Source organism: Wolbachia endosymbiont (group A) of Sympetrum striolatum (assembly GCF_947250715.1).
Taxonomy (GTDB): Bacteria; Pseudomonadota; Alphaproteobacteria; order Rickettsiales; family Anaplasmataceae; genus Wolbachia.
The window spans coordinates 891,841-907,863 of record NZ_OX366342.1 but is presented as its reverse complement, the minus strand read 5'-3'; the positions used below and the strand labels follow the sequence as shown (position 1 = coordinate 907,863).

The window sequence follows — 16,023 nt, the reverse complement described above, 5'->3', positions numbered from 1 at the left end:
TTAAAATTTTTTTACCAAGAATCATTATGACTTCAAAAAATTCCTATACTGGCATTGATCAGAAAATTGTCAAAAATATAAGACATTATGCAAAACGTCTTAGAAGAGATAAAGCTTTTGTTCATGAAGAAATCGAAGATATTGAGCAAGAACTCTTACTTGATTGTTTACCTGGCTTGGAGAATTACAATGCACTTGAAGAGCGGTACGATGCTTTAATTACTCAGTATGTAAAATGTCGCGCTCTCAATCTAAAAGAGAAACAACTACGTAAAAAACGTATTATTGATTTTGTTGACGAGACTGATTATGCATCAGGTGAAGAAGAGGGTGAGGACTTTGAATACGACTCTGCGGTGCGTATTGATGTAAATGAAGCAATTGAAAAATTACCTCCAAAGGCAAGAAAGATATGTAAGCTACTCATGAAATATGAAGTTAGTGAAATTTCTAGAAAGACCGGAATACCAGAACAAACAATCTATAGCACAATTAAAGCATTACGTAAGAACTTTGCCCACTTAAAAACGTACCTATTTAGTTAAACACACCTTACAGGAAAAAAATATGAAAATAATAAACAGCGAAGAAAGGGCAAAGATGGTTACAGGTGTGAAGATAGTAATCTTTGGACCTTATGGAATCGGCAAAACCAGTCTACTTAAAACTCTTGATGAGTCAACAACACTGTGTCTTGATTTTGAAGCAGGGCTTTTAGCAGTTCAGGACTGGAAAGGAGATTCAATCAGCGTTCGTACTTGGAACGAGGCAAAGAGATATAGCTTGTCTTATTGGTGGGCCTAATCCTGCATTAAAACCTGATCAAGCATATAGTCAAAGGCACTATGAGCATGTATCTGGCAAGTACAAAGATCTTTCTTCGGAGTTTTTTAAATATCATTGCATTTTTATCGATAGTATCACTGTTGCATCACGTTTATGCTTTTCATGGGCAAGAATGCAACCTGAGGCTTTTTCCGATAGATCGGGAAGAGAAGATAAAAGAGCTGCTTACGGCACACTTGCTCAGGAGATGATGGCTTGGCTCAATCAGTTTCAACATATTCGGGATAAAGACATCATCATAGTTGGCACTTTAGGTCAGTATCTTGATGATTGCAATCGTCCAACCTGGCTGCCTCAATGTGAAGGGGCTAAAACTGCCAGTGAAATTCCTGGAATTGTTGATGAAGTAATCAGCATGGTTGGGATCAAGAAAGATGATGGCACAGAGGTACGTTCATTTGTCTGTCAGACCATTAATTCTTGGGGATATCCAGCTAAAGATTGAAGTGGATTCCTGAATATGGTTGAAGAACCGCATTTGGGTAAGCTGCTTACAAAAATTAAAACCAAGGCTTTTTCTACTGCTACTCAACTTGGAGCATAATTTATGACACAAAGCTTTTTAAATATTGGTCAAAAAATTCCTTTCTTTAGTGTTAAGGAATATTTAGATGATCAATTGCCAATACCAGAAGACATTGTCTCGCCAAGAATTTTAACCAAGAGAGGTTTACTAGTATTCGGTGGCCCTCCTAAGATCGGAAAGAGTGACTTTTTGATTTCTTGGCTCATTCATATGGCTGCTGAAGTTTCGTTCCTTGGCATGACACCAAGTAGACCTTTGAAGATCTTCTACATGCAAACTGAAATTGAATACGAATATATGAAAGAACGTTTGCAACAACTTCAACTTGATAAAGGGCTTTTGGATATAGCTGCCAATAACTTAATTATCACGCCGAGAGTGCAATTATCGTTCAATAGTGAAGAAATAGATGAAATCAAAAACACCGTTAAAGAGCGTTTTAAACCTGATATTATTGCAATTGACCCTCTGCGAAATATCTTTAGTAGTGAATATGGCAACGAAAATGATAACAGCGCTATGCTATTCTTTTTACAAAAAACACTTGAAAAACTTCGTAATGCTATTAACCCAGATGCTGGCATAATACTTACCCACCACACAAAAAAATTATCCAAGAAAATGCTGGAAGAGGATCCATTTCAGGGTTTAAGCGGTGCTGGTTCTTTAAGGGGCTTCTACACTACTGGAATGGTGATGTTCGGTCAAGATGAAGAAAGCACTACCCGTCAAATAGTGTTTGAGTTGCGAAATGGTGAACGTGTGCCAAACAAGTTTGTTGATAAATAAACGGTTACTGGCAGCTTGTGGACCAGTGGAACAGCTAATTCAACTTTATTATGGGAGTATTTATGTTACAGGATTTAACTGATTTTAATACTGCAAAATCACAAAGTAATTTAATACCAAAAGGTACAGCGGTAAAAGTCAAAATGGCCATTAAACCTGGAGGTTATGAAGATTGGCTCACTAAAAGCTACGCTACTGGCAGCATCTATTTAAACGCTGAATTTACTGTCACTGAAGGGCCATATGCAAAACGTAAGATTTATCAAGTAATTGGTATTAAAAGTGGCAAAGCAAGCGTTGAAAGAGAGGATGTTTGGGGAGAAATGGGTCGTGCTATGATTCGAAGCATTTTAGAGTCAGCACGCAATATTCACCCACATGATAATTCAGAAAAGGCGGTACTTGCCCGTAAGCTAAACTCTATTGCAGATTTAAATGGGTTAGAATTCAGAGCAAAGGTAGGTATTGAAGCTGATCGGTATGGGGAAAAGAACAAGATTGCTACGGTTATTACTTCAGAAAATACTGAAAATGATTGGGTACCGTTTTGAAGTACGACGAGGAGAAGCTCTGGATTGCTGTCATTGAGAGGGCTATGAAAGATGCAGTAGGAAAAAACGTAAAACTGAAAGAAGAAGCGATAAAATGGTTAAATTCAGAGTCTTTTGAAACTGTTTGTGAGCTAGCTAACCTTGATTTTAAACTTGTGAGAGATAGCTTATCTCAAGAACTAAAGGGCCACTTGTATGAGAAGGTAAAACTTATGAGTGCTTAAAAAATTTTTCCACTTTTTTCATAAAAACCCATGGGAAACACGGTATATATATAGTAGAGGGGTCAAACATGTCAATCCTAACACAAACGGGAAGAGCAGCAATAGCAGCAAGTATAAAAGAGCAAGTTATACATCTTGCCTGGGGCAGTGGTGATGGAAACTCTGGAAGTAGCCATCAGGTCGAAAATTCTTTCACCCCTGATGGCGAAATAAAGCTTGATCATACCACTATTAAAAACGTAAAAGTTTTTACAGGACAGACAATTTATCAGCCAAGTATAGACTATACAGTTGATAGCGGTACTGGTGTTATTCAGCGCACAGAAAATAGCTCTATCACGGCAAATAATGCAGTTACTGTAGAGTATACTCAAGATACACCACCAGAGTCCATTACGTCTGAAAAACTGCTCAATGAACTTGGCAGACGCGTTGTCGATGAGGTTCTCTTCTGCGTGGGTGATGAAAACGGAGAGCTTGTTACTCCCTCTGGAAGGTTTAAATCTTCCGCTGTACCAACCAATAATCTTTATCTCAAGTTTACTTTCGATTTCACGGACGCAGCAAATCAAGTGATAAGAGAGTTAGGAGTTAGGAGTTATGGTTGGTACAAAAGTAAAAGAAGAATTACCGCCAGGACAGAGATATTTTGAACCACAAGATATAGAAGACCCTGGGATTTTGTTGGTTTTGGAACATACAGTACCGCTCATTAGGACTGCAGCAACTCGGGAAACATTTTCATTTGTAGTGACTTTTTGATATGACGCTTAAAGACTATTATAATAGTTTTAATCCCGACGAGGAGTATGAGAAGTGCTTATTCCGAGCAGGAAGAGGTTTGCAGTCAGCAGAATTAAATGAGATTCAAGATTATGCTCTTTTGAGGCTCAAAGGCATAGGAGATGCGATATTTCGTGATGGTGATATTATAACGGGAAGCAATTGTATCATAGACGGGGAAAAAGTTACACTTGAAGCAGGAAAAATCTATCTTCGTGGAGCGGTTAGGGGGGTAAAAGAGGAAAAGTTTACTATTCCACTAAATACCACAGTTCGCATAGGTGTTTATTATGTAGAATCCACCATTACAGAACTTGAGGATGAAAATCTTCGTGATCCTGCAGTTGGTACACGTAATTATCAAGAAGTTGGAGCTGCAAGGCTTAAAGTTTCCACCATTTGGGGTTATCAAGCTCAAGGTGTTTCTCCACGTTTTTCTGAAGGAGAATTTTATCCAATTTATAACATTGAAAACGGAGTGTTGGTAGAGCATTCACCGCCACCACAAGCAAACATAGTAACCACTGCACTTGCTCGTTACGATAAAGAAGCAAATGGATCTTACGTAGTAAATGGCCTAGAAGTAATGTTTTTGCAGAGAGAAGAAAGAGGCGAAAAAGGGGCGAAAACATTTGTGATTAATGAGGGTAAAGCTCATGTTGATGGCTATGAGATTGAACTTCCTCACAGTATTCGTGTTTCTTTTGATGAAGATCCAGACATAAAAACAGTTAAATCAGAATTTCACACCTTTCAGGCAAATAGCCAAGGAGTAATGGAACTTAAAGTTCATGATTTTCCGGTTAGTGAGATAAAAAGGATAGATATAACTGTTCAGAAAACATTTGCCGTTACTCACGGTTCATATTCTGGAGTTGTTGATCCGATACCTGACTCTGCAGTTCAGGAGATTATCCAAATTAAACAAGGCAATGTTATTTATGAAAACAGTACAGATTATAAGCTAAGTAGTGGAAATGTTGATTGGTCATTACCAGGAAGAGAACCAGCACCAGGAAGTAGTTATCAAATAACTTATCGCTGTCGTACTCATGTGAGCCCTGAAGATATAAATGAACAAGGATGTAAAGTAAGGGGTGCAGTTGATAACAGCTTGGTTTTAGTTGATTACACTTGGAAGATGCCCCGTTATGATTTAATCACCATAGACGCAAAAGGGGTAGTAAGGAGAATAAAAGGAATTGCGCATCCTTGGAAACCATCGATGCCTAAAGCCCCTAGCGGACAACTGTTACTCTGCTACATTCATCAGACGTGGAAAGATGGGGAAAAAGAAGGGGTGAAAGTAATGAATAATGCTATCCATGCTGTACCGATGAATGAGCTTGAAGCAATGAAAAGGGGCATAAATGATCTTATGCTACTTATTGCAGAGGAACGTCTACGTAATGATGCAAATTCAAGAGAGCCTACCACTAAAAAAGGAGTATTTGTTGATCCGTTCTTTGATGATGATATGCGTGATCAAGGAATTGTTCAGTTTGCAGCAATAGTAAATAAGGAACTAATTTTACCGATAGACGTAGAAATTATTGATGTTGAGAAGGGAAAAAAACCTTATTTGTTGCCGTATGAACTTGAGCCAGTGCTTGAGCAGCTTTTACAAACTAAAGAGATGAAGATAAATCCTTATCAGGCATTTGATCCAGTACCAGCAAAAGTTACCATGAACAAAAACATCGATCACTGGACCGAGGTAAAGACAGTGTGGAAAAGTCCAGTGACAAGAGAATTTACTACTTCTGAAGTTTCTGAACTTTTATCCAGTAGTACAAAAGAGGAAGAGTTTATGAGAGAAGCAGTGCAAGATTTTGAGATCGAAGGTTTTGAGCCAAATGAGAAGCTTAAAGAGATAAAATTCGATGGCATCGTCATTCAACCCGTGGCATAGGGGGAAAAAAAAGTGGAAGCTAACAACCAGGGAAAATTAAAGGGAAAGGTGAAAGTACCGGCAAATATTCCAGCAGGTACTAAATTAGTACAGTTTTATGGGGATAAAGGAAGCTATGGAGAAGCAACATATACTGGTAAAAAAACTATTACCATAGAAGAACGAAGAAGAGTTTTTTCCAGCAAACGTGTTGATCCTTTAGCACAGACATTTACCTTGGATGAGAGTAGGCATATAGGAGGTGTAGAGCTATGGTTTACAAATAGCGGCAAAAGACGTGTTGTTGTACAGATTCGGGAAACAACAGTTGGAGTGCCCTCGCAAACAGTTATCGCTGAAAATTCCATCGAGCCAACTAAGATCAATACTGATGGCACAGCAACACGTATAACTTGGTCACCAGTATTTTGCCATGGAGGGCAAGAGTATGCGATAGTTTTACTGACTGATGATGCAGATACAGCGGTAAAGATAGCAGAACTTGGCAAATACGATGCAGTAAACAGCAGATGGGTAACCAGTCAGCCTTATCAGGTGGGAGTATTACTGTCATCGAGCAATGCAAGTACGTGGACACCGCATCAGAATTTTGACCTTACCTTTCGACTTTTAGCAGCGAAATTTACTGAAAGTTTTCACGTTATTGATCTTGGCAAAGTTACTGCAAATAATACATCAGACTTAATCGCTCTAACCAACATAGAAAAAGTGGGTTTTGATACTAATGTAGAATTTATCTTAACAGATGAGAAAGGAGAAGAAAATTTTCTGTCTGATAATTTGCCGCTCGCACTGCGCGCAAGAATAAGTGGAGAATTAACGGTAAAAGTAGCGCTCAAAGGATCGGGGAAAAAAAGTCCAGTTCTCTACCCTGGGTTACAGCTAGTTATGGGGAATATTTCAGAGTCCGGAGATTATGTAACTAGGAGCATTACAGCAGGATCCAACACTAAGATAACAATTACCTATGATGCGCTGATACCTGGTACTGCAGACGTTAAAGCATATGTGCAGAAGGGGGTGGAAAAAGGAGAAAAATGGCAGTTAGTAAATTTAACAACGGGAAAACCAATCGGAGAAAATTGGGTGGAAAGAACTCACGTGCTATCAAATTTTAATGGTAATGAGACAAGGGTAAAATTAGTGCTTAGCGGAACGGTTGTCTATCGTCCAAAGGTGAAGAATCTACGAGTAATTATCACGTAATGCCAAACGAAGAGACCAAAAGAGGATATCCTTTGCCGCATCCAGAGAACATAGCTGTAGAAGATGTAGTACGTATACGCAGAGCCATAGAAAAGATAGATGAAGATATGAGTGAAAGAGAAGATGAACTTAAAAATAATTTTGAACGATTCAGATTTGAAACTTTTTTGAATTTTTGGGAATGAAAGAAGCAATAGAAGCATTACACCAAAGGATAAAGGATTTAGCAGCAAATAGCACACCCGATCAACTGGCGTATCTTGCGAAATCGTTGGAGTCGATAGTGGATAAAAAAGCAATCTCCAATATTGTGCAGATGACCACAATAAAAGGAATAATCGATGCACTACAAAAAAGACTTAAGGATTTAGCAGCAAATAGTACACCTGATCAACTAGCATATCTTGCTAAAGCATTGGAATCAATAGTCGACAAAAGTGCAGTGTCTGATATTGTACAGATGACTGATGGAAAGTTAAAAGAGCTCCTAAACGCTGCAAGATCGCACTTGAATGATATAAATACTAACAAGGAAAATTCAATATCGGCGATAACTGGAGCAAAGACAGAGTCTGTAAATGAGATCAATACGCTAAAAACTAACACCTTGGATACTTTAAAAGCGTCATCAGATTCATATGTATCGCTACTTGATACGAGAAAGGATGCGAATATTGCGGCAATAAACAGTATTAGCAACAATCATAAAGATGGTCTTAAAGGTTTAGTAGAAGATTTTCGTGGTGTAAATGATGTGCCAGATGGTTCATCGATCATGAAGGAAATAAAAACCAGGGAAAATCAGCTAAAAACACTGACAACAAAATTTAACTCCATCAATGATTTGCCAAGCGGTTCATCAATTATGAAGGAGGTAAAAACCAGGGAAGACCAGCTAAAAACACTGACAACAAAATTTAACTCCATCAATGATTTGCCAAGCGGTTCATCAATTATGAAGGAGGTAAAAACCAGGGAAGATAAACTAAATACACTGACAACTAAATTCAACTCCATCAATGATGTACCAAGTGGGTCGTCAATCATGAAAGAAGTAAAAAATCGAAATATGGTTGAACCAGGGTCATTACCTTTCTTGTTTGGAGTACTCAGTAGAAAAAATAATTACCTTGGCTATGGAACTTTCACAACTGAACTTGGAAAGTGGAACAGTGGAACCGACTACATGCTACAACTACTAGCAGGTAGCCATATATACGATACAAGTTACGTCAGTTTTTATCGACCAAGACAACTCAGTTTTATAGAGGGAAATAAAGGTACATTTATTTACGGAGAGTTATACACAAACAGTTTTTCGAGTAGTCATGATTCAATATATTACTACCCATATGCTGCACTTGGAGTAATATTTGTAAAAAATACAACCAATGCGAACATAAATAAAACAATAGAATTTGTTGGATCATCTTGGAGTGCGGAATATGCAAGTGCAGGATTATTTGTGGGAACTCCTGATAACACAAATGCTAATAAGTCAAGAATTTCAAGGATAACGTGGAAAAATGTTTACGTACACACGGGTTATAGTAGCAGCTTTGCTGGATCTGGGAATGTAGAAATTCCAGCAGGAAAAACAGTTGCAGTATTACTTTATACATCATCTTATCTATATTCCAGAGGAAAAGTTAGTGAAGGTATGCTTTCAGGTGATATACATATCTATAGTCAATTTATCCAGTGGGGGATTTATAACATACGTAACAATTTTCTAACCACAGGACTTGAGATCGATGTAGAGAGAACACTAAGAGCGTGGCAATGTCCAGGATTAGATGCCACCCACAAAATCTGGAATTAAAAACGGAGAAAACCAATGCCAATTTATATTCATTTTGAAAATAACAAACAAGTAGAAACAACAACGCTTGAAAGTAAGCCAACAGGGAATGATTGGTATGAAGCGCCAAAGAATTTTGATTGGCAAAAGAGCTATTGTCTAACAAAGGGGGGAAAAATTGTTGAACGGAGTCAAGAAGATATTGAGCTGGAATTATTACAAAATGCGAAACTTTCTGCATTTTCTAGTCTTCGTGCTTATTATGATAACTATACTCACCAATACACAGGATATTCTCATCAGAAGCTTAAGTCGTACGAAATACAAGCAAAAGCCGCAGAGAACATTTTAGCATCACCAGAATCTATAGACGAAAAAGATGTAGAAATCATAGAACCTTTAGCAAAAGTCCGTGATATTACGGTTATTGAAATGGCAAGAATAATTCAGGAAAAAGCAAAAAAAGCAGTAAAAGCAATAATCAAATGCGAAGAGCTTGAAGACTTAGCTAAGAAGAAAATTAAGGAAGTCAGGAATAAAGAAGAGCTGCAGAGTTTACTCAACGATTTTAAGCAAAAAATGCAAAAGGTTTTAGAGAGCTAAAAAAGAAACCTTTTCTCTATCCACTTTCCGAAATTCAACATTACAAGGAGAAAAATGACAGAACAGTTTTTACATGGGGTAAATGTTATTGAGATTACCTCTGGAGCAAGGACAGTACGCACAGCTAAATCATCGGTAATTGGCGTAATTGGTACTGCTCCGGAAGCTGACGAGCAAAAGTTTCCACTGAATAAACCAGTATTAATAGCGGGAAGTTTAAAGGAAGCAGCAAAACTTGGAAAGAGAGGAACTCTGCCTTCTGCAGTGAATGGAATATTTTCCCAGGTTGGTGCAACAGTAGTAGTTATTCGAGTTAAAGATGCTGATCAAGAAGAAGAAACGTTAAAAAACATCATTGGAGGAGTTGATGAAGAAACCGGGGAATATCAAGGGATTCAAGCATTCCTCAGCAGTGAAAGTATAGTCCATGTTGCCCCAAGAATACTAATTGCCCCTCAGTTTACTCATCAATTGCCCGAAGGGTCTGTGAATCCAGTGGTTAGCGCTTTAATACCGATAGCAGAAAAGCTAAGAGCAATAATAGTAGCAGATGGGCCAAATACCAATGATGAAGAAGCAATAAAGTGGAGAAAAAGTGTAGGCAGTAGCAGAGTTTACGTAGTTGATCCATGGGTAAAGGTGTTTGAAGGGGAGGAAAAACCGCCAAGTCCATTTGTTGCTGGTTTAATAGCAAAAATAGATAGTGAACAAGGATTTTGGCATTCGCCTTCAAATAAAGAGATAAATGGTATTGTTGGAACAAGCAGAGCTATTGATTTTACGCTCGGTGATACAAGTTGTAGAGCAAATTACTTAAATGAAAATGAAGTCACGACAATCATTCATCAAAATGGCTACAGACTATGGGGAAATAGAACATGTTCAAACGATGAAAGGTGGGCTTTTCTGCCTGTTAGGCGTACTGCAGATTTAATCAATGATAGTCTACTGCGAGCTCATCTATGGGCAGCTGATCGCAATATTACCAAACTTATATAGATGAAGTGATAGAGAGTGTTAATTCCTACCTAGCAAGTTTAAAAGCACAAGGAGCGATTATCAGTGGAAGGTGTTATGCCAATCCAGAGCTTAATACCCAAGCAAATATTGCAAGTGGTAAAGTGTATTTTGATTTTGAGTTTACACCACCATATCCAGCAGAACAGATCACTTTCAGGTCACACCTTGTGAGTGGCGCAATATCGTAAAAAGGGGAGAAAAGGGGGAGAAGAATGTTACCGAAGATTTTAAAGAATTTTAACGTATTCGTAGATGGTAAAGGCTATGCAGGAAAAATAGATGAAGTAACCTTGCCAAAACTTACCATAAAAACAGAAGAATATAGAGCTGGTGGTATGGATATTCCAATAAATATTGATATGGGCATGGAAAAGCTCGAAGCTGAGTTTACTTTTGCCGAATATGATTCAGAGCTTTTTAGGCTGTTTGGTTTAATAGATGGAAATTCGGTTTCTTTGACGCTAAGGGGTGGTCTTCAAGGCAGTGGAAGTAATGATATTGAAGGAGTAATTATCAACCTTAGGGGAATATTCAGAGAATTTGATTTTGGCAGTTGGAAACCGGCTGAAAAAGCAACGCTGAAGTGTACCGTAGCTGCGCATTATTACAAACTTACTATCGGTGCTAGAGAACTTATCGAAATCGATGCTGAGAATATGATTCGCAAGATTAATGGTGTTGACCAGATGGCTTTATTACAAGCAGTTTTAGGAATTTGATGTAGTTTACATATTTTTTTATTGAAAAATTCAGAGAAATGTTGTATAATTATTGTGGTATATTTTGGTAAAACATATGGCAGACTTAGGAATTAACATAGCACTTGACCCAAAAACTTCACATCACCTTACTAGATTAGCTGAAGTTACCAAGGAGCCTATTCAAGAATTAGCAAAAAGGCTAATCATAGAAGGAATTGAATGTGAGATAGAGGAGATTGCGTTATCTGATACTGTCAAGGAGAGTGATGTTCCAGGCGCAGAAACAATTAAGTATGAAGAATTCAAGAGGGGATAAAGTATTTACGAAATTGAACTCTTAAAGAGGTATGCTAAAAAGGATTTTCCAGCTTTACCAGAAGAAATAAGATTGGGTATTGAAGAAGCTATAGAAAAGGAACTCAAAGTTAACCCAAATAAAGCTGGTAAACCATTACGTGGCAAGTTACGAGGATATAGAAGACTGAGATTTGATAACTATCGCCTTATCTATCGTGTGAATATTCCAAAACGCAAAGTATTTCTCGTTACAGCAGGACATAGAGATAACATTTATAAACGGGCAGGATTGTTAGACTTACTACCAAAACTTTAAATATATTTTTTGTTGAAAAAGTTTAGAAAAGGTGTGGTCACTTCAATAAAACACAACTTCTGCAATTCAAGTAAAAAATTAGTTATGTAAAAGCCACGAAGACTTTTATTTAATTAACTTTTAGGGGGAAACATGACAACAGTAAAACTTGATAACCCAATAACAGTAGATGGAACTCCGGTTTCGGAATTAACTTTTAGACCAGTCAAAGTAAGAGACTGCCTAGCAATGGAACGTGCCGGTAGTAGTGATTTTGAAAAAGAAGTTGGATTAATAGCAAACCTTGCATCTGTAACAAAAGAAACAATTTGGGAGTTATATTTTGCAGACTACATGAAAATACAGGAAGCGTTGAAAGATTTTTTTCCATCGGTTACACAAAGAACTTAAGATTAAATGTACTAATGCTCTGTTCTGTTGTAGGTGGCGGAATTGAGCAGGTACTTGAGATGGAAATAAACGAATTTATTTTATGGGCCAAAGCTGCGGGAGAGTTTAAATGTCAACATTATCAGTAAAAATAGGTGCAATACTAGATGGTAGCTTTAATAGCGCAATGGCAGGAAGTAGTGCTCAACTTTCCCGTCTTGGGGGTACAATAAGGCAACTTGATGCATCGATGAAATCGGTATCAAAATTTAAGGAGTTAAGTCGTAACACATTAGTTGCCAAGAGATCCTGGAAAGGCTTAGAAGTGCAAGTAACGTCCTTGGCTAAGCAAATGAAAACAACAGCAAAGCCAAGTAAAGATTTAAAGGCTCAGTTTGATAAGGCTAAGGAATCGGCAATAAAGACCAAAACAGCGTACTTACAGAAGAGAGACACTTTACATGCGCTCAGTGAAGAATTTAAGAAAAGTGGAAAGAATATACAGTCTTTGATAAGAGATCAAGATAAACTAGGTGCTTCTGTAGGTAGGCTGAGAAGTCAATATAGTAAGTTAAACTTTGCTACCAAAGCATACCAGAGATTTTCAGCACAAAGGACACACTTTAAATCACAATTACTAGAAACAGGGGCACTTGCATTAACATTTGGAACTCCATTTAAAGCTGCAATTGATTTTGAAAGTGTTATGGCTGATATCAGGGCAGTGAAAAAATTTTCTAAAGAGAAGGAAGCCAATGATAGAGGATTTATGGAACTTGGCCAGGGAATAAAGGAGTTATCCCGTACAATACCACTATCTGCTGCAGAGTTAGCACAAATAACTACAAGTGGTGCTCGACTTGGTATTGAAGAAAAAAAAGATCTTCTAGAATTTACAGAAACAGTATCGAAAATGGCAGTAAATTTTGGTATGACCGCAGAAGAAGTAGGAAGTGCTGCTAGCAAGCTCTATAAAATTTTTGGAACAAAAATAGAAGATCTAAAAGAGTGGGGAGATACGATAAATCATCTATCAAGTAATACTACTGTTGAGGCAAAAGATCTGATGGCAGCAATGACGATAGCTGGCGGGGCAGCAAAACAGTTTGGTTTGAATGTTGATCAGATAGCTGGTTTATTAAACGCCTTCATTAGTTTAGGAAAACAACCCAAAAAAGCAGCAGAAATGATAAGTGGTATGCTGGTTAAACTTCAAACGGCAGGGAAGCAAGAAGATGAATTTAGAGAAACACTAGAAGAAATCGGGATAGATATAGAAGAGCTTGAAGAGAGTATCAAGGAAAACCCTCACAAAGCACTACTAGATTTTTTTGAAATTTAAAAAAAAATAGATAAACATGATCGGGCTGGCATTCTGCTAAAGCTCTTCCAACAGGGAGCAGAAGATGATATAGCGCTACTACTTGAAAACTCAAAAGTATATGAAAAGGTGCTGGATTTATTAGCTGATGAAGGGGAACGTGCAAATTCATTGCAGGAAGAATTTAATGACCGTGTGAGTACTACAGCCAACCAATTGCGATTGCTAAAAAATTCAATAGCAGAAGTAGGAATGAATCTGGGTTCAGTGATGTTACCTATTTTAAAACCTATAGCTGAAAGGTTAAAATGGGTAAGTGAACATATAGCCTCATTTGCAGAAAAATATCCCACTGTAACTACAGCAATCATGGGTACCATAGCAGCACTAATAAGTCTTAAAGTTCTATTAGTAGGTGGTGGTTACATACTTAGTTTATTTATGGGAACAGCTTGGAGTTTAGCAGCAAAAGCAATAGCAGCATTTTCTGTTCTATCGACATACGCTATTCCAGCAGTAATTACTGGACTGAGTGTTTTAAAAGCTACGACTCTGAGCCTAGCAACATCAGCTATTCCAGCAGTCACAGCAGGAGTGAGATTTTTGACGGCGGCAATAGTGAGTAACCCTATAGGAGCTATTATTGCTTTACTTATATCTGGTGCAATACTTGTGATTAGTAACTGGGGAAAAGTAAAGAGCTTCTTTGCTAGTTTTTGGGAATATATAAAATCGATAATAAAGCCCATCGGAGAAATGTTTTCATGGATGGGAAATACTGTTGGTAGCATATTTGGAAAGGTTGCCGAAAATAGTCCACTGAAAGAATTTGAAAAAAGAAAAAGTATTGTTGCTGAAATACATACTCCCCTTAAGAGCAGCATTTCTAGTAATTTGTCAAATAATAGTGCGATTAAAGAAATGTCTGAGAGGAGCAAGAATAATGTAAAAATCAAAAGTGTTATCGAGGAGAAAAAATCCATAGAAGATAATCAAAACAAAATTGATAAAGCATTTGAGAAAAGTAGATTTGAGAAAAAAGAATTAAAAACATACAACCAAACCTTTCATCAAACGTTTAACATAAATGTGAAAGCAGAGCCTAACCAAGGCGCCCGTAGCATTGCTGATGCAGTAATAGAAAGATTTAGAGAACAAGCAAGAGGGGCTCTTTTTGATGTTGTGGAGGAAATAAATTAAGTGTTACTTGGGCAATTTAAATTTGATCCAGTGAGCCTCAGGCGTAGTAAAGAGCATAGGTGGCATACAATTGAATGTATCGAGAAGACATCACTGCAGAATATCGGCTCAGGAATTGAGAATATTGATTTAACAGGAGTGATTTATCCACATCGTCAAAATAGTAGTTTAGAACAACTAAGAAATATGCGTGACATCAAAGAACCAAATGTTTTAGTTTATGGTTCAGAGGTACTAGGAAACTTTGTGATTACTCATATAGAAGAAAGACAGAGATCATATCTTCCTTGTGCACTACCAAGAAAGATCGAGTTTCAATTGAAGTTAAAAAGCTACAACAAGTGATTTACTATTTTACCAAGGATAAAGAAATGCTGGATTATATTTGTTGGAGGCATTATGGTTACAGTAGTGGAGCAGTGGAAGTGGTCTTGGAAAAAAATCCTGGACTTGCAGAGTATGGAAGCTTTTTGCCTGCAGGGTTGAAAATTAAGTTGCCTAAGATTCAAAAGATATCACAGAAGTCTGTTGTAAAAATTTTAGATTAATGAAGCCAGATTTTAACATAATAGCAGAAAATAACTCTATTACAGAGGCCTTAAGGAGTAGCTTAATATCTCTGCATATTACTGATGAATCAGGGACAACGAGTGATGAAGCTGAAATATGTCTTGAATATGGAAGTAATGAACTCAAGGGTGAGTTGAAAGTTTTTCTGGGGTATAAAGAGACCGGGCTATTGTCTATGGGGGTTTATACAGCAAGTGAGATCACTATACAAAGTCCACCACAGATTTTAAGGGTCAAATGCCAAGCAGCAAACTTAAGAGGATCGCTGAAAGAAAAAACATCAAAAGAATGGAAAGAAATTACTTTAGGTGATTTAGTAAGAGAGATAACAAAAAAGCACGGATATGAAGCTAAAATTGCGCAAAAATTTGAAGATATATTTATATCACACATCACTCAAACAGATGAAAGTGATATGAATTTTTTGAAAAGGATAGGAGATGAACATGAAGCAACGGTAAAACCTATAGGAGGACACATAATTTTTATTCCCAAAGGAGGAGGAAAATCAGCAACAGAGAAGGTTTTAGGTACAACAGTACTTACACCTAAAGATGTAATAAATTGGAAAGTAAATTTTAATGTACGTAGTAAATATGGATCAGTTATAGCAAAATGGTACAGCTATGAAAGAGGAGAAACCATAGAAGAAAAAGTAGGCAATGAAGAACCAAGTTATCCGATATATAAGCTTTATCCTACTGCAGAATCAGCGATCAATGCAGCAAGCGCTAAGCTCAGACGATTAAAGCAAAATGAAGCAAAATTAAACGTGACAATACCAGGAAATCCAGAGTTATTTGCAGAAGCTAAAATTAACTTATCAGGGTTTTGCCAAGAAATAGATGGCGAATGGGTAATAGAAAGGGCGGAGCATATTTTAGATAATAGGGGATACCAAACTACAATAGAAGCAGCGATAAGCAGAATTAATTAAGAAAAATTCAACAAACAATTGCTATACGCAAGGCAGAGTATTGCAACAAAA

General features: G+C 37.3%; 15 protein-coding genes and 5 pseudogenes. All 20 read left to right on the top strand.

The genetic code is table 11. The features are described from left to right. Positions 1–26 precede the first annotated feature (26 nt). Positions 27–545 carry a sigma-70 family RNA polymerase sigma factor gene (locus OOK87_RS04470; RefSeq protein WP_264688194.1) on the top strand — a complete coding sequence of 173 codons (519 nt, stop codon included), beginning with the start codon at positions 27–29 and terminating at the stop codon, positions 543–545. 22 nt (positions 546–567) lie between these two features. After that, positions 568–1,390: pseudogene (locus OOK87_RS04465) on the top strand (ATP-binding protein). A gap of 3 nt (positions 1,391–1,393) precedes the next feature. Next, positions 1,394–2,199, top strand: a pseudogene (locus OOK87_RS04460) (AAA family ATPase). 24 nt (positions 2,200–2,223) lie between these two features. After that, on the top strand, positions 2,224–2,712 hold the full coding sequence (locus tag OOK87_RS04455) for a hypothetical protein (protein ID WP_264688192.1): 489 nt from the start codon (positions 2,224–2,226) through the stop codon (positions 2,710–2,712). Further along, entirely contained in the window at positions 2,709–2,936 is a 228-nt protein-coding gene (locus OOK87_RS04450; protein ID WP_264688191.1) for a hypothetical protein, read from the top strand. Before OOK87_RS04455 ends, OOK87_RS04450 begins: the two co-directional genes overlap by 4 nt. A gap of 68 nt (positions 2,937–3,004) precedes the next feature. Beyond that, positions 3,005–3,698, top strand: a pseudogene (locus OOK87_RS04445) (hypothetical protein). Position 3,699: 1 nt separating this feature from the next. Next, on the top strand, positions 3,700–5,631 hold the full coding sequence (locus tag OOK87_RS04440; protein ID WP_264688189.1) for a DUF4815 domain-containing protein: 1,932 nt from the start codon (positions 3,700–3,702) through the stop codon (positions 5,629–5,631). 12 nt (positions 5,632–5,643) lie between these two features. Then, positions 5,644–6,837, top strand: coding sequence for a hypothetical protein (locus OOK87_RS04435; protein WP_264688188.1), 1,194 nt, complete (start codon positions 5,644–5,646; stop codon positions 6,835–6,837). Further along, on the top strand, positions 6,837–7,022 hold the full coding sequence (locus OOK87_RS04430) for a hypothetical protein (RefSeq protein ID WP_264688187.1): 186 nt from the start codon (positions 6,837–6,839) through the stop codon (positions 7,020–7,022). The genes OOK87_RS04435 and OOK87_RS04430 overlap by 1 nt, the downstream gene beginning before the upstream one ends. Then, the gene (locus tag OOK87_RS04425) at positions 7,019–8,659 is read left to right on the top strand and encodes a hypothetical protein (RefSeq protein ID WP_264688186.1); all 1,641 of its coding nucleotides are present in this window, start codon (positions 7,019–7,021) and stop codon (positions 8,657–8,659) included. Before OOK87_RS04430 ends, OOK87_RS04425 begins: the two co-directional genes overlap by 4 nt. A 15-nt stretch (positions 8,660–8,674) precedes the next feature. After that, a complete protein-coding gene (locus OOK87_RS04420) occupies positions 8,675–9,241 on the top strand; it encodes a hypothetical protein (protein ID WP_264688185.1) in 567 nt (188 codons plus the stop codon). 54 nt (positions 9,242–9,295) lie between these two features. Next, positions 9,296–10,449, top strand: a pseudogene (locus OOK87_RS04415) (phage tail sheath subtilisin-like domain-containing protein). Positions 10,450–10,473: 24 nt separating this feature from the next. Next, the gene (locus tag OOK87_RS04410) at positions 10,474–10,980 is read left to right on the top strand and encodes a phage major tail tube protein (RefSeq protein WP_264688184.1); all 507 of its coding nucleotides are present in this window, start codon (positions 10,474–10,476) and stop codon (positions 10,978–10,980) included. A 76-nt stretch (positions 10,981–11,056) separates the two neighbouring features. Beyond that, on the top strand, positions 11,057–11,278 hold the full coding sequence (locus OOK87_RS04405) for a hypothetical protein (RefSeq protein ID WP_264688183.1): 222 nt from the start codon (positions 11,057–11,059) through the stop codon (positions 11,276–11,278). Between the two features lie 3 nt (positions 11,279–11,281). Further along, a complete protein-coding gene (locus OOK87_RS04400) occupies positions 11,282–11,575 on the top strand; it encodes a type II toxin-antitoxin system RelE family toxin (protein ID WP_319803107.1) in 294 nt (97 codons plus the stop codon). A gap of 132 nt (positions 11,576–11,707) precedes the next feature. Further along, positions 11,708–11,965, top strand: a complete 258-nt coding sequence (locus tag OOK87_RS04395; protein ID WP_264688181.1) for a phage tail assembly protein — start codon at positions 11,708–11,710, stop codon at positions 11,963–11,965. A gap of 109 nt (positions 11,966–12,074) precedes the next feature. Then, positions 12,075–14,465 (top strand): annotated as a pseudogene (locus OOK87_RS04390) (phage tail tape measure protein). Beyond that, positions 14,466–14,810, top strand: coding sequence for a phage tail protein (locus tag OOK87_RS04385; RefSeq protein WP_264688180.1), 345 nt, complete (start codon positions 14,466–14,468; stop codon positions 14,808–14,810). Then, on the top strand, positions 14,807–15,013 hold the full coding sequence (locus OOK87_RS04380) for a tail protein X (RefSeq protein ID WP_373457537.1): 207 nt from the start codon (positions 14,807–14,809) through the stop codon (positions 15,011–15,013). Before OOK87_RS04385 ends, OOK87_RS04380 begins: the two co-directional genes overlap by 4 nt. After that, positions 15,013–15,972, top strand: coding sequence for a phage late control D family protein (locus OOK87_RS04375; protein ID WP_264688179.1), 960 nt, complete (start codon positions 15,013–15,015; stop codon positions 15,970–15,972). Before OOK87_RS04380 ends, OOK87_RS04375 begins: the two co-directional genes overlap by 1 nt. The last annotated feature ends 51 nt before the right edge of the window (positions 15,973–16,023 follow it).